Origin of the sequence: Streptomyces sp. NPDC086519 (genome assembly GCF_040686075.1) — a bacterium.
Taxonomy (GTDB): Bacteria; Actinomycetota; Actinomycetes; order Streptomycetales; family Streptomycetaceae; genus Streptomyces; species Streptomyces shenzhenensis.
This window is the reverse complement of record NZ_JBFBJL010000066.1, coordinates 1-17585: the sequence shown is the minus strand read 5'-3', so window position 1 is coordinate 17585 and position 17585 is coordinate 1. Positions and strand designations below refer to the sequence as shown.

Sequence of the window (17585 nt, the reverse complement as noted above, 5' to 3'; positions counted from 1 at the left end):
AAGTGCGAGGCCTCACCGGGCTGGGGTTGGCCCGGTGAGGCCTCAGGTCCCGAGGACCCACGGTCCTCGGGCCGGGCGGCCGCACCCCGCCCCACGGGGGAGGCCGGCCCGAACCGTGGGATCCCGGCCGGACGGACCGACGGCATTCGGCCGCCCGCACCGGGCCACCCACGGAGTCACAGAAAGCCGGTCAGCCAGGCCTACGCCCCGCGGCCGGCCTCCGGGGCCATGGGAGAAACGGCCGACGGGAACGGCGTGGGCAACGGCGCGGGGAACGGCGCGGGGAAGGGGAAGTGGCCGGGTGCGGTGTCCGTGAGCATGGTCGCCGCGCGGTTCTGGAGGGCCTCGGCGTGCGCCCGGGCGGTGGCCTGCGCCCTGGCCGTGGCCGCCGCGGCGCGGGCCGCACGGGCGCCCTGGATGGCCTGGGCCCCGCGGATCCGGGCCGCCCGGCTCGACACGGGAGGCTGCTGTTCGGCGTCGGCCGCCACGGGCCGGCCGAACGCCCACGACCAGCTTCCGCCGGCGGCTATGACCATGGAACGGCCGATGTACTCGTTCATGCGTGCGTCAGTCCTTCGGGGCTCCGGCGCGTTCGCCACGCGCATACGGAGCCGGGAAAGCTTCCGGTGTGGCCGGAAGCGCGGCTGGGGACATCGCCGTCCGGAGCGCTCGGCAGGGAAACCGAGGCTGGCTCACGGAGTCCAGGAGGGGGATCCGCAGGGGTCCGGACGGACGGGCAGACCTGTTCCGCCCCCGCGCGACAGGTCTGTGGCGGGGAAGGTGGCCGCCGGTCCTAGCCGGGGAAGAGCGGGATGTCCCGGTACCTGTCCCGGGTCCCGGCCGCGTCGGGACGCGCGGCGGCACCGGGCGCGAGCGTGAAGGGCGCCCGGCCGGCGAAGGTCACGGCGTGCGCGTCACCGTGCTGGGAGGGGCTGCCGTCGACCGCCGACTTGCCCAGCGCGCCGTCCGGGTCGCCGGTGGGCGCGGGGTGGGCGGGAGCCCCGACGGCGCGGGCGGCACGGTGGCCGCCGGCGGGCGTCGCCCTGCCGGGCGTGAAGGTCACGGCGCCGGTGATCCGCGCCCCGTACGACACGGCGGTGGTCGCCGCCGCTTCCGTCACCGGATCCGTACCGGACGTCTCGCGCCCGGTCCCGTGCGTGACCGGTGTCCGCGGCTGCGCCCGGCCCGGCGCGGGGCCGGGCACCGGCGTCACCGGTGCCGGGGGCGACACGACCGGCGGCTCGGAGACGACGGGAAGCCCCGGCACCTGCACCACCGGCACGACGGGCAGTCCCGTCACCTGCCGCACCGCCTCGGCGAGCGTCTCGGTCAGGGCCGAGGTGACGGGAGAGATCACCGTCTCCGTCACCGTCTCGGTCACCGCCGTGGTCGCGATCACCGTGTCGGTCACCGTGTCGGTCACCGTGCCGGACACGGACCGGACGACCTCATCGACGCCGCCCACCACCGGTACGGCCTTGGTGACGGGCTTCCGCGCCGCCCCCGGCATCCGATGAGGCGTCACCATGTCCCGCAACGGCACCTGCTGGGTCACGGCCGACGTCAGCGACGGAGGCGTCGCCCCTTCGGCCGCCTGTGCCCGCTGCCCGCAGAAGAAGCCGAGCGCGAGCAATCCGCCGACCAGCAGCGCCAGTTGCAGCGCACGCCGTCCCGGCGCCGTACGCGACACGCGCACGGCCACACCGGACAGGACTGCTGGCGAGGTCAAGACGGGGAGGATCCTCCCGTGCGGCGGAACAGAGCAGAAGTGGCCCAACGGCGTGAAGGCCGGTGAAAGACCAGTGGAGACTGCGATCCTCGCACGGGACTCCCAAGGTTGCGCAAGCCCCCTGTTACCGATGGATACTCATGTCCGTTTTGACGGCCGCGCCGGACATCGCCGAGTCGACAAGTCACCCTCCGGGCGCGGTCATCGCAGAGTGTCCGGCACCGGAATCGGCCGCTTCTCGATCGCCGCCGCCATCACCTCGGGGAAGAGGTCCGGCGTGCACGCGAACGCCGGTGCCCCCAGCGCCGCGAGCGCGGCCGCGTGCTCCCGGTCGTACGCCGGGGCCCCCTCGTCGGACAGCGCGAGCAGCGCCACGAACTGCACCCCCGCCGCCTTCATCGCCGCGACCCGCTTCAGCATCTCGTTGCGGATGCCGCCCTCGTAGAGGTCGCTGATGAGGACGACGACGGTCTCCGCCGGCCGGGTGATCTGCGACTGGCAGTACGCCAGTGCCCGGTTGATGTCCGTACCGCCGCCGAGCTGGGTGCCGAACAACACGTCCACCGGGTCGTCGAGCTGGTCGGTGAGGTCGACCACCGCGGTGTCGAAGACGACGAGCCGGGTGTCGATCGACCGCATGGACGCCAGCACCGCCCCGAACACCGAGGCGTACACCACCGACGCGGCCATCGACCCGGACTGGTCGATGCAGAGCACCACCTCCTTCTTCACCGACTGCGACGCCCGCCCGTACCCGATGAGCCGCTGGGGCACGATCGTCCGGTACTCGGGCAGGTAGTGCCTGAGGTTGGCCGCGATGGTGCGGTTCCAGTCGATGTCGTGGTGGCGCGGCCGGTTGACGCGGGCGCTGCGGTCGAGGGCGCCGGTCAGGGTCGCCCGGGTGCGGGTGGCCAGCCGCTTCTCCAGGTCCTCGACGACCTTGCGGACGACCGCCCGTGCCGTCTCCTTCGTCGTCTCCGGCATCGCCTTGTTGAGGGAGAGCAGGGTGCCGACCAGGTGCACGTCCGCCTCGACCGCCTCCAGCATCTCCGGTTCGAGCAGCAGCGAGGCGAGCCCGAGCCGGTCGATGGCGTCCCGCTGCATGACCTGGACGACGGAGGACGGGAAGTACGTCCGGATGTCGCCGAGCCAGCGTGCCACCGACGGCGCCGACGCCCCGAGCCCCGCCGAGCGCTCCCGCCCCGACTGCGGTCTGTCCCCCTTCCCGTACAGGGCGGCCAGCGTGCCGTCCATCGCCGCGTCCCGCCCCGACAGCGCGCACCCGGTGCCGTCGGCGGCCTCGCCCCCCAGCACCAGCCGCCACCGGCGCAGCCGCTCCCGCGCGGGATCACCGGCGTCGGCGTCGGCACCGGCGCCGACGGCCGTCGTGTCCGTGTCCGTGCCTGCGGCGGTGCCTGTGCCTGCGGCTGTGCCTGTTCCTGTGCCTGTTCCTGTGCCTGTGTCCATCGTGGTCATCTCCCCGCCCCCACCAGGTCGTTGTCAGGTTCCGTCTCGTCGAGGCCGAGCAGCAGGCGCAGCACCGGCAGTACCGCGTCGGCGCGCCCGGTGTCCGCCTCGGCGCCGAAACCCGGTGTCCCGCCGGCCTGTCCAGCCCCCTGGAGCCGCTCCCCCGGGCCACGGCGCACGAGTTCGCCGATCGTCCGGCGCACCCCCGGCTCGTACACCGAGAACGTCCGCCGCAGCAGCGGCAGCACGTCGGTGAACGCCGCCGCCGGCACTCCGGTCAGCCAGGCGTCGACCAGGCCGAGCAGCCGCTCGTCGTGCACCAGCAGCATCCCGCCCCCGCCGCTCCCGCCGACGAACCCCTCGATCCAGGCGGCCGCGTCCGCCGGCGGGGTCCCCGGCGAGAGCACCAGCCCCATCAGCCGGGCCGCCTCCGGTGGCCCCAGCTCCCCCTCGTCCAGCAGGATCCGCACGGCCCGGCCCCGCAGCACCCCGGGCACGCTGTCCCGCCCGGCCAGCGTGCGCAGCACGGCCCGCCAGCGGCGACGGAGGTCACGGTGACCGGGCTCGCCCTCCGTCGCCGGCTCGCCGAGCAGCCCCACCGCCGTGTGCACCGCGTCCACATGACCGCGCATCTCCTCGGCCGCGTCCGCGTCGAGGGCGGCGCAGGCCGGCGGGAGGCCGACGAAGACCCGCTCGGCGAGGCCCGCGGCGACCTCGGCGAGCGCCCGGGTGTCGGTGCCCCGGACATCGCCGTAGCGCAGGGCGCGGACCAGGGCCGGCAGGGCCTGGGCGAGATGGCCGACGTCCGTGTCCAGCGCGGCCCGGTCGGCGAGCGCCCGCATCACCACCGGCAGCGCGTCCGGCAGCCCGGCGAGCAGGCAGTGCTCGGCGAGCCCGGTGACATCGGCGAGGGCGCTCGCGTGCGCGGCGTCGGCCTCGGCCCTGGCCGTCGCCGCGCCTTCGACGGTCGTCCCCCACACCCCGGCCTCGGCCACCCGCACCGACAGCTCCGGCTCCCAGCGCAGCCGCCAGGTCTCCCGGAACGTGCCCGTGCTCCCCCGCGACCGCACCGGCTCGCCCCAGCCGACGCCGAGCAGCCGCAGCCGGTGCAGCAGCCGGCTGCGCCCGGCGTCGGTCTCCTTGCGCAGGTCGAGCTCCAGCTCCCGCTCCAGCGCCTCCGGCTTGAGCCTGAGCCGGCGCTGCTCCCGGCCCAGGTCCCGCTGTAGCGGCACCGCGGGCGCCGCCTCCGGTACCTCCCCCAGCACGTCTCCGACCACCAGCCGGTCGTGCACCAGCGCCAGCGGGACGTCCGAGCCCTCGCACAGCACCGCCCGCACCGCGTCGGTCGTCTCACCGAGACCGGGCAGCGGGCGGCCGCGCATCACGGCCAGCGTCTCGGCGAGCCGCACCGCCTCGATGACATGGGCCGAGGAGACGATCCGGTCCTCCTCGCGGAGCAGTCCGGCCACCTTGGTGAGCCACCGCTCCACCGGGCGGTCCGGGGCGCGGAACAGATGCCCGTACCAGCCCGGCGAGTCGATGCCGGCGCCGTATCCGCTCGCCCGCGCCAGCCGGCGGTTGGTCCACGGCACCCAGGTCATGTCGGTCCTTGCCTTGGGCAGCCCCTTCAGCAGTTCCCGGTCGGCGGCGACGGTGGTCTTCGCGCGCAGCGCGGGCACGTGCCACGCCCCGCACACCACCGCGACCTGCTCCCCGAACTCCCGCTGTGCCGCCCGCAGCCGGAGGCGCATGTGCGCCTCCCGTGCCGGATCCCGGTCGCGGCCTCCGGTCCCGTACGCCTCCCGCAGCGCCGCCATCGCCTCCGCCACCGCGGCGAACGGCGCGAACACGTCCCGCTCCCCGGCTCCGCCCCGGTGCTCGACCACGTCCTCCCACCAGCGCTCGGGATCGTCGTAGCCTGCGGCCTCGGCAAGGGCGGCGAGGGGGTCGACACGCATCCGCCGCGCGGCGGCGGGTTCGTCAGCCGCGGTGTCGGGGACCGCGGTGTCAGGGGCCACCGTGCCAGGGGCCGCGGTGTCGGGGGCCGCGGTGTCGGGGGCCGCGGTGTCGGAGGGCGCGGTGTCGGAGGGCGCGGCCGGTTCCTCCTCCGCTTTCTCCCATGCCAGCGTGTGCGCGGCCGGCAGATCGATGAAACGGGCCGGGACCTCGTGCTCCAGGGCCCAGCGGACCGCCACCCACTCGGGGCTGAAGTCGGCGAGCGGCCAGAACGCCGAGCGGCCGGGCTCGTCCACGGCGTGCGCGAGGAGCGCGACCGGTGGCCGCATCTCCGGGTCCGCGGCCAGCGGGATCAGCGCGTCGGCCTCGGGCGGCCCCTCGATCAGGACGGCCCGCGGCCGGGCGGCCTCCAGCGCGGCCCGCACCGCCCGCGCGGAGCCGGGTCCGTGGTGCCGTATCCCCAGCAGCAGCGGCCCCGGGCCGGGCGACCGCCGCCACCGCGTGTCGTCACTCATGCGCTCACCTCGCGGCAGGCGCGGTAGAAGTCCTTCCAGCCGTCCCGCTCGCGGACGACCGTCTCCAGGTACTCCTGCCAGATGACCCGGTCGGCGGCCGGGTCGCGGACGACGGCCCCGAGGATGCCGGCCGCGACGTCGCCGGCCCGCAGCACGCCGTCCCCGAAGTGGGCCGCCAGGGCCAGGCCGCCCGTGACGACGGAGATCGCCTCGGCCGTGGAGAGCGTGCCGCTCGGCGACTTGAGCTTGGTGCGGCCGTCGGCGGTGACGCCGTCGCGCAGCTCGCGGAAGACGGTGACGACGCGGTGGATCTCCTCGATGCCGTCCGGCACGGCCGGCAGGTCCAGGGAGCGGCCGATCTGGTCGACGCGGCGCGCCACGATGTCGACCTCGGCGTCCGGGCTCTCCGGCAGCGGCAGCACCACGGTGTTGAAACGGCGGCGCAGGGCGCTGGAGAGGTCGTTGACGCCCCGGTCGCGGTCGTTGGCGGTGGCGATCAGGTTGAAGCCGCGGACCGCCTGCACCTCCTGGCCGAGCTCGGGGATGGGCAGGGTCTTCTCGGACAGGATCGTGATCAGCGTGTCCTGCACGTCGGCGGGGATCCGGGTGAGCTCCTCGACGCGCGCCGTCATCCCCTCCGCCATGGCCCGCATGACCGGGCTCGGCACCAGGGCGTCCCGGCTCGGGCCGTGGGCCAGCAGCTGGGCGTAGTTCCAGCCGTAGCGGATCGCCTCCTCCGGGGTGCCGGCCGTGCCCTGCACCAGCAGGGTCGAGTCGCCGCTGACGGCGGCCGCCAGGTGCTCGGACACCCAGGTCTTGGCGGTGCCGGGCACGCCGAGCAGGAGCAGGGCGCGGTCGGTGGCGAGGGTGGTGACGGCGACCTCGACGATGCGGCGCGGGCCGACGTACTTCGGTGAGATCACCGTGCCGTCCGGAAGCGTGCCGCCGAGCAGATAGGTGGCCACCGCCCACGGCGACAGCTTCCAGCGGGCCGGGCGCGGCCGGTCGTCCTGCGCGGCCAGCGCCGTGAGTTCGGCGGCGAAGGCGTGCTCGGCGTGCGGTCGCAGCGCACTCTCGGTGGTCGTCGGGTCGGTCGGTTCCACGGACACAGTCATGGCTGAGGCCCCCTCCAGCTCGGCCGGTTCGGATCTGGTGTCCACCGTGCACCACGCCACTGACAATCGCTCTGACCTGCATAAACACGTCCGCCGGGGCGATTGTCAGTGGCGGGATCTACCTTCGATGACATGACTCAGCAGGGGGTGCGCTGGAGTGCGGACCAGGTGCTGGCCTTGGCGCCTGACGCCGCGTCACGCAAAGCGGGAAGCAGACTCGGAGCGGCGGGACCGTGGTCCGGGGCCGGGAGTTGTGAGGAGGGGACGGTATGGGGACTGTGCAAGGGCAGCGGCAGCAAGCCGTACCAGACGATCGTGGACATCGCCGACCCGGCGGGTCCCGCCTACAAGTGCAGCTGTCCTAGCCGGAAGTTCCCCTGCAAGCACGCACTCGGACTGCTTCTGCTCTGGGCGGCCGGGGACGACACGGTGCCGACGGTGGAACAGGCGCCGGACTGGGCCGAGCAGTGGCTCGCGGGCAGACGCCGGCGCGCGGAGGACAAACGGGCGGCGGACGGCGGGAGTTCCCCGGCCACCGCTGATCCCGAGGCGGCCCGGCGCCGCGCGGACAAGCGGGCCGAGCGGGTCACGGCGGGCGCCACGGAGCTGGAGCAGCGCCTGTCCGACCTGCTGCGCGGCGGCCTGGCCGCGGCCGAGCAGGCGGGGTACGGACTCTGGGAGGAGACGGCGGCCCGCATGGTCGACGCGCAGGCCCCCGGACTCGCGGCGCGGGTGAGGGAGTTGGGGGCGATCCCGGGCTCGGGTCCGGGCTGGCCGGTGCGGCTGCTGGAGGAGTGCGCGCTGCTGCACCTCCTCGACCAGGGCTGGCTGCGCCGCGACCGGCTCCCGGCGGGCCTCGCGGCCACGGTCCGCTCCCGTGTCGGCCTGCCCGCCCCGGCGGACGGCCCGCCGGTGCGCGACCGCTGGCTGGTCCTCGCCCAGTACGACACGGCGGACGCGAAGCTGACGACCCGCCGGATCTGGCTGCACGGCGCCGACTCGGGCCGTGCGGCACTGCTCCTCTCCTACGGCGCGGCCGGCCGCGCACCCGAGCTGGCACTGCCGGTCGGCCTCGCTCTGGAGGCGGAGCTGTCCGCCTACGCGGGTGCGGGCGGGCACCGGGCGGCGCTGGGCGAGCGGTTCGCCGCCCCCGCGCCCCTGCCGATACGGCCGCCGGGCGTACCGACGGCGCGGGCGGCGGCCCGGTACGGGGAGGCGCTGCGCGAGGACCCGTGGCTGGAGTCGGTGCCGGTGACGCTGGACCGGGTCGTGCCCGTCCCGGACGGCGACTCCTGGCAACTCGCGGACGCGGACGGCGAATCGGCGCTGCCCCTTGCTCCCGCCGCCCGCTCCGGGCCGGGCCTGTGGCGGCTCGTCGCGCTCTCGGGTGGCGCCCCGGTCACGGTCTTCGGCGAGTGCGGCCACCGCGGCTTCACCCCGCTGACGGCCTGGCCGGAGAAAGCGGGCGAGGCGGTGCCGCTGTGCTGACCCGGCCGGCCCCCGAACCGGCCCGCAGAGCCAGTCACGGAACTCGCGGACCTCGGGGAACTCGGGGAACTCGGGGAACTCTCGAAACCCTTGCACCCCATACAACCCACGCAACTCTTACATCTCTTGTAACTCACGCAACTCACGCAACTCGCGGAAAGGAAACCCCGTGACCGCTTGGGAGGATCTCGTCACCACGGCCCTGCTGGGCACGGACCGGCGTCCGCCCGCGACCGGCGCACCGGGCGCACCGGGCCGCGAGGCTCCGGTGGCCCTGCTGGACGAGGCGGCCGTGGCGACCGTACGGCGACGGGCGGGGCTGCGTCCGGCACCGGCCGCCCGCCGCCCCGAGCTGGCCCCGGAGGATCCGCGCCCCGCGCCGCCGCCCGCCGCGGCACGCAGGCTGGCGATGCTGCTGGCCGACCGCCCCGGCACCCCGGCCGGCGGCCGCCGGGGCACCTCGCCCGACCTGATGGAGCTGCTGCCGCAGTGGCTCGCGGCGGCCAACGCGCGCGGGTTCGCCGCACCCCCGCAGACGCTGCCCGCGCTGCTGGACGCGGCCCGGGGCCGTACCGACCTGCGGCCCGCCGCGCTGGCCTTCGCCGGACCGCGCGGCCTGTGGCTGGCCCGGTTCAACCAGGACTGGCGGTTCGCCCTGCGTGCGGCCCCGGGCGGCGGCGCGGCCCTGCCCGGCCCCGAGGATACCGACGCGATACGGCAGTTGTGGCAGGAGGGGCTGTTCGCCGAGCGGGTCGCGCTGCTGGCCGCGCTCCGGTCCCGGGCGCCCGAGGCGGCGCGCGAGCTGCTGGCCGGGACCTGGGCGACGGAGCGGGCCGAGGACCGGCTGATGTTCCTCGACTCGCTGCGCACCGGACTGGCCGCCGGGGACGAGCCGTTCCTGGAGCAGGCGCTGTCGGACCGGAGCCGTAACGTGCGGACGACGGCGGCGGAGCTGCTGTCCGCGCTGCCCGGCTCGGCGCTCGCCGGGCGGATGGCGGTGCGGGCCGGGGCCTGCGTGGCGGTCGACCACACCGGGGACGGGCCGGTGATCGCGGTGGAGGCACCGCCGGAGTGCGACCCGGGGATGGAGCGGGACGGCGTCGTGGCCAAACCGCCGACCGGGCGCGGCGAACGGTCGTGGTGGCTGGGGCAGTTGGTGGAGGCGGCCCCGCTCGTCACCTGGCCGGCCCGGCTCGGCGGCCGTACGCCCGCGGAGATCGTGGCCTTGCCGGTGGCGGACGGCTGGCAGGGCGAGCTGCACGCGGCCTGGTGCCGGGCCGCCGTGCGGCAGCGGGACGCCGAGTGGGCGAGAGCGCTGCTCGGAGTTCCGGCGGCGCCGGAGGCGGGCGGTCCGGGCGCGGTGTCCCTGGCCGAGCGCGCCAAGCTGCTGGGCACGCTGGACGGCGAGGAGCGGGCCGGCTGGGTGGCCGGCTTCATCGCGGCGCATGGTCTGTCGGAGGCGTTCCAGCTGCTCGGCGTCTGCGCCGTGCCGTGGTCCGCGCCGCTCGGCCGGTCCGTGGTGGACGCCCTCAACATCGCGCGCGACGCGGGGAGTTACCCGTGGAGCTTCAGCGGGGTGATGGGCCTGGCCGAGCGCTGCCTGGATCCCGCGGAAGCCGGCCGCCTGGACGCGCTCCTCGCGATACCGGACGAACGCGAGGACGCGTCACCGGGCGCCGGCGGCTACTGGGCGGAGGCGTTCCAGCGTCTGGTGACCACCCTGAGGCTGCGGGCGGCCATGCTCGCGGAACTGGACGACCGCGACCACGCTCCGTAAGGGGTGTGGGGCTGTGCGGATATGCGGCTCCGCCGCGTGGGCGCGACCAGCCCCCGCCGGCCCCGCACCAGCACACACGACCCCGCCACCGAGGTCGGCTCCCCGCGATCGCGGCCTACGCCTCCGTCGGCTGCCGCACGTTCTCCCGGACCCACTCCACGATCGACGCCGTGGTCGCACCCGGAGTGAAGATCGCGGCGACGCCCTTCTCCTTGAGGGGGGCGATGTCGTCCTCGGGGATGATGCCGCCGCCGAAGACGAGGATGTCCTCGGCGTCACGCTCCTTGAGGAGGTCGATGACCGCGGCGAACAGCGTGTTGTGGGCGCCGGAGAGGATGGAGAGGCCGATGGCGTCGGCGTCCTCCTGGATGGCCGTGCCGACGATCTGCTCCGGCGTCTGGTGGAGCCCGGTGTAGATGACCTCCATGCCCGCGTCGCGCAGCGCCCGCGCGATGACCTTGGCCCCGCGGTCGTGGCCGTCGAGCCCCGGCTTGGCCACCACCACACGGATCGGACCGGCTGCCACACCCATCACTGCCTCCATGACCATGAAACGAACACGCCAACATCCATCCGTACCGAGAAGTACCGCACATTCGGCGCGTTCCGCCACCCGTCGCAAGTGAACGAACGTTATCTCCAGCATCCCGCAACCGGCCGTTTCGCGGAGGTTACAGAGGGGGAAATCACACACAGCGGGACACGTAGGGAGCCGCAGCGTGGTCCGCGGGGACAGCACGGGCACGCGACGCGGCAGGTCGTCGCCACCCGCCCCGCCGCCTTCGCCCGGCCTCCCCATGAGGGCACACGGGGGACGGAGCCGTCCTCGGCGTGCCGACAGGAGGTCGGCCGATGAAGGTCACCGGGGTACTGGAGCCCTTTTTCCCGTTCTGCCGCCGCCTCGCGCCCAGCAGGCTCGCCGGCCTGTCGCTGGCCCTCCTGAAGTCGACCGCCCTGGAGGCCGCGATCCTGGCCGGGCATCTGCTGCTCTACCCGACGGGCCTCACCCCGGAGCGCCGCCCGCCCGTACCGCCGGTCCCGTCCGCGGAGCCCGAGGGCACGACCCGGCTGCCGGTCCGGGCGGCCCCGCCGGTCGTGCTGCTGCACGGCTTCATCGACAACCGCTCGGTCTTCGTCCTGCTGCGCCGCACCCTCGCCCAGCACGGCGGCCAGCGCGTCGAGTCGCTCAACTACTCACCGCTGACCTGCGACATCCGCACCGCCGCCGAACTGCTCGGCCGGCACGTCGAGGAGATCTGCGAGCGCACCGGCTCCGGCCGGGTCGACATCGTCGGACACAGTCTCGGAGGGCTGATCGCGCGGTACTACGTCCAGCGCCTCGGCGGGGACCTGCGCGTCCGCACCCTGGTGACACTCGGCACCCCGCACGCCGGCACCCGGGCGGTGCCGCTCGCGGACGCGCACCCGATCGTGCGGCAGATGCGCCCCGGTTCACAGGTGATCGAGGAGCTGGCCCGGCCCGCACCCGGCTGCCGTACCCGGTTCGTGAGCTTCTGGAGCGACCTCGACTCGGTGATGGAGCCGGTGGAGACGGCCCGTATCGACCACCCGGACCTGATGGCGACGAACGTGCGGGTGACCGGGATCGGCCACCTCGCCCTGCCCGTCCACCCGGCGGTCGCGACCGGCATACGGCAGGCCCTCGACGAAACACACCCCGAAGAGCGGGCAGCGGGCGGTCTGACGGTGGCCTGAGAGCGGTCACCACATCGAACAATCCTCGAACACAAGGCCAAACCCGCGCCCGTCGTCCCCCGAAACACGGCCGAATGCCCGTTTCCCGCAACAGCGAAACCTGTTGAAGATTGTCGCGCCCGCATACCGCCGGGTACAGTCGCCGCACTGCTCTGGCAGCCCCTGTTGTCGAGGCGAAAGAGAAGTTGGTGAACGACCGTCACCCGTCGGGGACCATGACCACCCCGGCCCCGGCTTCCGACGCCGATCCGGCGCACTACGCGTCGTACGGCAGCCAGGAAGCCCAGTACGGCGACTTCACCACGTACGGCGATCACACCGCCGCCGGCGCCTCGTTCCACAACGACCCGCTCTTCGGCAGCCTTCCGGGCGAGGGCCAGACCACCGGCGGGTACGACACCACGCAGTGGCAGACAGCCGGCGGCCAGACCCTGAACTACGACCCGTACGCGGCCCAGCACCACGCCGCCTACGACTCCGGCGCCTACGACAGCACCGCGTGGACCGTTCCGGCTCAGGAGACGGTCGCCGACACCAGCGGCCACTGGGACGCGAGCGCCTGGCTCCAGCCCGACCAGTCGGGCCTGGCCGGTGCGACCCAGCAGTGGGAGTGGGGCACCCAGGCCTTCGACACCGGCGGGTACGACGCCACGCAGTGGAACTCCGACGGCACCCCGGCGCAGAGTGCCGAGCCCGAGCACGGCCATTCCTACGGGGAGTTCGAGGAGTCCGCGGAGGACTTGCCGCACGACGGGGAGTTGGCCGCCACCGGTGAACTACCTGTAGTGACGCCACTCCTGGAGGATCAGGAAGAGGTCACCCCGGCCGCGTCGGCGGCGGCGACCCGCGCCGGCTCCCGCGCGGGGGCGCGTTCCCGCCGCCGTACGCCTCCCAAGCGGTCCGCGCTGCTGACCGTCGCCGTGCCCTCCGTGTGCGTGATGGGGGTCGCCGGGATCGCGGCCGCCTCCGTCGGCAGCCTGACCGACGACGGCAAGGACACCACGGCCTCCGCCTCCGACGGGCAGTCCGTGAAACCGTCCGCCGCCAACAGCAAGCTGGACGCCCAGCTGAGGACGCTCTCGGCGGGTGCCGACGACTTCGCCGACCGGGCCAGCCGGACGCAGGAGCGCATCGACCTCAAGGCCCAGCAGGAGACCGAGAAGAAGAAGGCGGCGGCGGAGGCGGCCCGCAAGGAGCGGCTGCGCCCGAAGTACGTCCTCCCGGTCACCCAGAAAGGGCTCAGCGCCTATTTCGGTCAGGCCGGCGTGAACTGGATGTCCGTCCACACGGGCATCGACTTCCCCGTCTCCTACGGCACGACGGTGATGGCCGCGACCGACGGCGTCGTCTCCACCAAGTGGAACAGCGCCTACGGCAACATGATGATCGTGACGGCGAAGGACGGCACGGAGACGTGGTACTGCCACCTCTCGTCGTACCGCGTCGCCGCCGGTACGACGGTGAAGGCCGGCGACCCGATCGCGTTCTCCGGCAACTCCGGCAACTCGACCGGCCCGCATCTGCACTTCGAGGTGCGGCCGGCCGGTGGTGCCGCCATAGACCCGCTGCCCTGGCTGCGCAGCCACGGACTCGACCCGACCTGACCCGGCCGTACCGGTGGGCCCCGCCGCGGCGGGGCCCGGTCGTGCACCTTCTCCGCTACAGCTTCTCCACCGGCGCGTACCGCAGCAGCAGCCGCTTCGGCTTGGTGTCGCCGAAGTCGATCGTCGCCTCCGCGTTGCCGCCGGTGCCCTTGACCGCGACGACCGTGCCGAGGCCGAACTGGTCGTGGGTGACGCGGTCGCCCACGGCCAGCGAGACCACCGGCTTCTCCGAGGTCCGCCGGGTGGCGAAGCCCGACGCGCCCGACGCCGAGGAGCGCGAGCGGGTCGAGGAGAGCGAGGCCGCCACGCCCGACGCGGGCCCTGTGGAGACCGGCGCCATCGCTCCGGTCCTCTTCCACTTCAGATACGCGCCCGGGATCTCCTCCAGGAAGCGCGAGGGCGGGTTGTACGACGGCTGGCCCCAGGCGCTGCGCATGGACGACCGGGTGAGATACAGCCGCTCCCGCGCGCGCGTGATGCCGACGTAGGCGAGGCGCCGCTCCTCCTCCAGCTCCTTGGTCTGGCCGAGGGCGCGCATGTGCGGGAAGACGCCGTCCTCCATGCCGGTCAGGAACACCACCGGGAACTCGAGGCCCTTGGCGGTGTGCAGGGTCATCAGGGTGATGACGCCGTCGCCGTTCTCGTCCTCGTCGGGGATCTGGTCGGAGTCGGCGACCAGGGCCACCCGCTCCAGGAAGTCGGCGAGCCCGCCCGGCTGCTCCCCCTCACCGGACTCCTGCTCGAACTCCAGTGCCACGGAGGCGAGTTCCTGGAGGTTCTCGATGCGGGTCTCGTCCTGGGGATCCGTCGAGTTCTGCAACTCGGCCAGGTATCCGGTGCGTTCGTAGATCGCCTCCAGGACCGTGGCGGGTCCGGCGCCGGATTCCACGACCGTACGGAGGTCCTCCATCAGCGTGTTGAACCGCTTGACCGCGTTCGTCGACCGTGCGGCCATGCCGTACGCCTCGTCGACCCGCTTGAGCGCCTGCGGGAAGCTGATCTTCTCGCGCTGCGCCAGGGCGTCGATCATCGCCTCCGCGCGGTCGCCGATACCGCGCTTGGGGACGTTGAGGATGCGCCGGAGCGGGACGGAGTCCTCCGGGTTGGCCAGCACCCGCAGGTAGGCCAGGACGTCCCGGACCTCCTTGCGCTCGTAGAAGCGGACGCCGCCGACGACCTTGTAGGGCAGGCCGACGCGGATGAAGATCTCCTCGAAGACACGGGACTGCGCGTTGGTGCGGTAGAAGACGGCGACGTCGCCCGCCTTCGCCTCGCCCGCGTCCGTCAGACGGTCTATCTCGTCGGCGACGAACTGCGCCTCGTCGTGCTCGGTGTCGGCGACATAGCCGGTGATCTGCGCGCCCGCGCCCGCGTTGGTCCACAGGTTCTTCGGGCGGCGGGACTCGTTGCGCTCGATGACCGCGTTGGCGGCGCTCAGAATCGTCTGCGTGGAGCGGTAGTTCTGTTCGAGGAGGATCGTGGTCGCGTTCGGGTAGTCCTCCTCGAACTGGAGGATGTTGCGGATCGTCGCGCCCCGGAAGGCGTAGATCGACTGGTCGGCGTCGCCCACGACGCACAGCTCGGCGGGCTCCAGGTCCTGCTCGCCCGGCGGTACGTCGGTGCCCTCGGCGCGCGTGCCGGTGCCGACCAGTTCGCGCACGAGGGCGTACTGGGCGTGGTTGGTGTCCTGGTACTCGTCGACCAGGACGTGCCGGAAGCGGCGGCGGTAGTGCTCAGCGACGTCCGGGAAGGCGCGCAGCAGGTTGACCGTCGTCATGATCAGGTCGTCGAAGTCGAGGGCGTTCGCCTCGCGCAGCCGCGACTGGTAGAGCGCGTAGGCCTGGGCGAGGGTCTTCTCGAAGCCGTCGCTCGCCTGGGCGGCGAAGTCCTCCTCGTCGATCAGCTCGTTCTTGAGGTTGCTGATCTTGGCGCTGAACGACTTGGGCGGGTAGCGCTTGGGGTCGAGGTCCAGGTCGCGGCAGACCAGGGCCATCAGGCGCTTGGAGTCGGCCGCGTCGTAGATCGAGAAGGAGGAGGTGAAGCCGAGCTTCTTGCTCTCCCGGCGCAGGATCCGGACGCAGGCGCTGTGGAAGGTCATCACCCACATCGCGTTCGCGCGCGGGCCGACGAGGTGCTCGACGCGCTCCTTCATCTCGCCCGCGGCCTTGTTGGTGAAGGTGATCGCGAGGATCTGGCCGGGGTGCACCTGGCGTGCGCCGAGCAGGTGGGCGATGCGGTGGGTGAGCACGCGCGTCTTGCCGGAACCGGCGCCGGCCACGATGAGCAGCGGGGAGCCGGCGTGCACGACCGCCGCCCGCTGGTTCTCGTTCAGCCCCTCCAGGAGCGCGGCCGGGTCCGGGGCCGGGCGGGCGGCACCGTCGCGGTAGTAGGCGTCCCGGTCCGGGGGCACGTCGAACTTCCCGCCGAACAGATCGTCCGGAATCGACTCCGGAGCGTGCTCGTCCTCGGGCGGCGGCGGGGGTTCCTCGTCATGGCCGCGGGGGGCCTGGAGGTTCGCCAGGAAGCTGTCGTCAAAGAGGCTGCTCATCGCTCTCCGAGTCTAGGGCGCCCCACCGACAACCGGTCGCCGCCCCGAAAACTCGCCCGCGTGACCGAACGGATCCACTCCGTCACGGCCGGCCGACACGGGTTCCGGAGCCGGGAACGCTCACCGTGAGCCACCCCCTCCACCCGGACAAGCAGCCCATAACATCCCCGACCACCCCACCTGAACAGACCTCAACACCCAGGTCACGAAAATGTATCGGGCATATCGCACATCAACCTTCACAGAGACCACACGAGTTGGTTAGCGTGCCGGGCAGGCCGTACGACCCCCACCGGCGAACGTCGCCGGGCCGCACGGCCTCCGCCGAGTCCGGGGCGCCGCCGCGCATCCGGAGCCGGGGACCCACACCGATCCCGGGGTGAATCGGTCCCGACTCCCCCTCCGGGGAGCGGACCGTAGGGCAACCCTTCCGAACCACCCGCCCGAACCCGACAGCTAACTCGGTAGGCGGAACTCTGGAAGGAGTCGCCCCCGTTGGCGTCGCATCGCAAGTCCCGGCCGTCAGGAACGCGCGCGGCAGGCATACGCACGCCCGCCCTGGCCACCGCCGCCCTCACCTCAGTGGCCCTGCTCTCCCAGACGGCCGAGGCCACGCCCTCCACGGACGGCAAGCCGAGCCTGGAGGAGGTCGAGAAGAAGGTCGACGCCCTCTACCGCCAGGCGGAGTCGGCGACCGAGAAGTACAACGCCGCCAAGGAGCGGACCGACAGGCAGCGCAAGCAGGTCGACACCCTGCTCGACGACGTCGCCCGGCGCGCGGACCGGCTGAACACGGCGCGCGAGGAACTGGGTACGTTCGCCGCCGCCCAGTACCGGACCGGGGCCGCCGCCCCCGACACGGCTACCTTCCTGCTCGCGGACAGTCCGCAGGACTACTTCGACCAGACCCAGCTGATGAGCCGGCTGACCTCGCGCCAGAAGGGCGCGGTCGACGACTACGTCACGCAGCAGTCCGCGACCATGAAGAAGCGGCAGGAGGCCGCCCGGAGCCTTGAGGCGCTCACCGAGACGCAGGACGACCTCAAGACCGCCAAGACCACCGTCCAGGCGAAGCTGGCCTCCGCGCGGGAGCTGCTGTCGCGGCTGACGGCCGCGGAGAAGGCACGGCTGGCGGCGATCGAGAAGCGGCAGCAGGAGGAGGCGGCCCGCAAGGCGGCGGAACTGGCGAGGCAGCAGGCCGCGGCCGCCGGCCAGGAGACGTCCTCGAACTCGACGTCGGGCAGTTCCTCTTCCGCGTCCGGCTCCGCCTACGCCACGAAGGCCGCGAAGGCGATCGCGTTCGCCCGCGCGCAGATCGGCAAGCCGTACGTCTGGGGCGCCACCGGTCCCGGCTCCTACGACTGCTCCGGGCTCTCCCAGGCCGCCTGGAAGGCCGCGGGCGTCTCCCTGCCGCGCACCACCTACGACCAGGTGAACGCCGGCACCACCGTTTCCCTCGCCGACGCCCAGCCCGGTGACCTGGTCTTCTTCTACGGCGACGTCAGCCACGTCGGCATCTACATCGGCAGCGGCATGATGATCCACGCCCCGAAGCCCGGCGCGTACGTCCGGGAGGAGTCGATCTACTACGGGGGCGAGTCGATCATCCACAGCGTGGTACGCCCGGCCTGACCGGCAGGTCGGTCCTGACCTTGCCGGTCAGGACCGAC

12 protein-coding genes and 1 riboswitch are annotated in these 17585 nt (G+C 73.4%); of the genes, 5 read left to right on the top strand and 7 right to left on the bottom strand.

Translation table 11 applies throughout. The features are described from left to right. Window positions 1-200 precede the first annotated feature (200 nt). The 5 genes from AB0P24_RS39185 to AB0P24_RS39165 form a co-directional block, all read right to left on the bottom strand. Complete coding sequence (locus tag AB0P24_RS39185; RefSeq protein WP_365802654.1) at window positions 201-560, bottom strand: hypothetical protein; 360 nt, start codon at window positions 558-560, stop codon at window positions 201-203. Between the two features lie 233 nt (window positions 561-793). Further along, a complete protein-coding gene (locus AB0P24_RS39180) occupies window positions 794-1729 on the bottom strand; it encodes a hypothetical protein (RefSeq protein WP_365802652.1) in 936 nt (311 codons plus the stop codon). Window positions 1730-1930: 201 nt separating this feature from the next. After that, complete coding sequence (locus AB0P24_RS39175; protein ID WP_365802650.1) at window positions 1931-3205, bottom strand: VWA domain-containing protein; 1275 nt, start codon at window positions 3203-3205, stop codon at window positions 1931-1933. Next, the gene (locus AB0P24_RS39170) at window positions 3202-5667 is read right to left on the bottom strand and encodes a DUF5682 family protein (RefSeq protein WP_365802648.1); all 2466 of its coding nucleotides are present in this window, start codon (window positions 5665-5667) and stop codon (window positions 3202-3204) included. The genes AB0P24_RS39175 and AB0P24_RS39170 overlap by 4 nt, the downstream gene beginning before the upstream one ends. After that, window positions 5664-6782, bottom strand: a complete 1119-nt coding sequence (locus AB0P24_RS39165) for an AAA family ATPase (RefSeq protein WP_365802646.1) — start codon at window positions 6780-6782, stop codon at window positions 5664-5666. The genes AB0P24_RS39170 and AB0P24_RS39165 overlap by 4 nt, the downstream gene beginning before the upstream one ends. Window positions 6783-6914: 132 nt before the next feature. Here AB0P24_RS39165 and AB0P24_RS39160 point away from each other — a divergent pair, with 132 nt between their 5' ends. Beyond that, the gene (locus tag AB0P24_RS39160) at window positions 6915-8270 is read left to right on the top strand and encodes an SWIM zinc finger family protein (protein WP_365802644.1); all 1356 of its coding nucleotides are present in this window, start codon (window positions 6915-6917) and stop codon (window positions 8268-8270) included. A 169-nt stretch (window positions 8271-8439) separates the two neighbouring features. Beyond that, a complete protein-coding gene (locus AB0P24_RS39155; protein ID WP_365802642.1) occupies window positions 8440-10047 on the top strand; it encodes a DUF5691 domain-containing protein in 1608 nt (535 codons plus the stop codon). Between the two features lie 115 nt (window positions 10048-10162). Here the strand turns inward: AB0P24_RS39155 and AB0P24_RS39150 are convergent, their stop codons facing one another. Further along, window positions 10163-10579 carry a cobalamin B12-binding domain-containing protein gene (locus AB0P24_RS39150; RefSeq protein WP_365802640.1) on the bottom strand — a complete coding sequence of 139 codons (417 nt, stop codon included), beginning with the start codon at window positions 10577-10579 and terminating at the stop codon, window positions 10163-10165. Between the two features lie 320 nt (window positions 10580-10899). Between AB0P24_RS39150 and AB0P24_RS39145 the strand changes: the two genes are divergently transcribed. Continuing rightward, window positions 10900-11763 (top strand): alpha/beta fold hydrolase, encoded by an 864-nt coding sequence (locus AB0P24_RS39145; protein ID WP_365802638.1) that lies wholly within the window; start codon window positions 10900-10902, stop codon window positions 11761-11763. A gap of 188 nt (window positions 11764-11951) precedes the next feature. Further along, a complete protein-coding gene (locus AB0P24_RS39140; protein WP_365802636.1) occupies window positions 11952-13367 on the top strand; it encodes a M23 family metallopeptidase in 1416 nt (471 codons plus the stop codon). Between the two features lie 55 nt (window positions 13368-13422). Here AB0P24_RS39140 and pcrA read toward each other — a convergent pair whose 3' ends face one another. Then, window positions 13423-15915, bottom strand: coding sequence for a DNA helicase PcrA (gene pcrA, locus AB0P24_RS39135; protein WP_365802634.1), 2493 nt, complete (start codon window positions 15913-15915; stop codon window positions 13423-13425). Window positions 15916-16227: 312 nt separating this feature from the next. Further along, a riboswitch (cyclic di-AMP (ydaO/yuaA leader) is annotated at window positions 16228-16403 on the top strand. Between the two features lie 7 nt (window positions 16404-16410). Between pcrA and AB0P24_RS39130 the strand changes: the two genes are divergently transcribed. Then, window positions 16411-17547, top strand: coding sequence for an NlpC/P60 family protein (locus AB0P24_RS39130; protein WP_365802632.1), 1137 nt, complete (start codon window positions 16411-16413; stop codon window positions 17545-17547). The last annotated feature ends 38 nt before the right edge of the window (window positions 17548-17585 follow it).

What these genes read in the sequence shown, in the direction of transcription:
- AB0P24_RS39185 (WP_365802654.1), bottom strand. Translation starts at nt 560, where the DNA reads ATGAACGAGTACATCGGCCGTTCCATGGTCATAGCCGCCGGCGGAAGC.
- AB0P24_RS39175 (WP_365802650.1), bottom strand. Translation starts at nt 3,205, where the DNA reads ATGACCACGATGGACACAGGCACAGGAACAGGCACAGGAACAGGCACA.
- AB0P24_RS39170 (WP_365802648.1), bottom strand. Translation starts at nt 5,667, where the DNA reads ATGAGTGACGACACGCGGTGGCGGCGGTCGCCCGGCCCGGGGCCGCTG.
- AB0P24_RS39165 (WP_365802646.1), bottom strand. Translation starts at nt 6,782, where the DNA reads ATGACTGTGTCCGTGGAACCGACCGACCCGACGACCACCGAGAGTGCG.
- AB0P24_RS39160 (WP_365802644.1), top strand. Translation starts at nt 6,915, where the DNA reads ATGACTCAGCAGGGGGTGCGCTGGAGTGCGGACCAGGTGCTGGCCTTG.
- AB0P24_RS39150 (WP_365802640.1), bottom strand. Translation starts at nt 10,579, where the DNA reads ATGGGTGTGGCAGCCGGTCCGATCCGTGTGGTGGTGGCCAAGCCGGGG.
- AB0P24_RS39145 (WP_365802638.1), top strand. Translation starts at nt 10,900, where the DNA reads ATGAAGGTCACCGGGGTACTGGAGCCCTTTTTCCCGTTCTGCCGCCGC.
- pcrA (WP_365802634.1), bottom strand. Translation starts at nt 15,915, where the DNA reads ATGAGCAGCCTCTTTGACGACAGCTTCCTGGCGAACCTCCAGGCCCCC.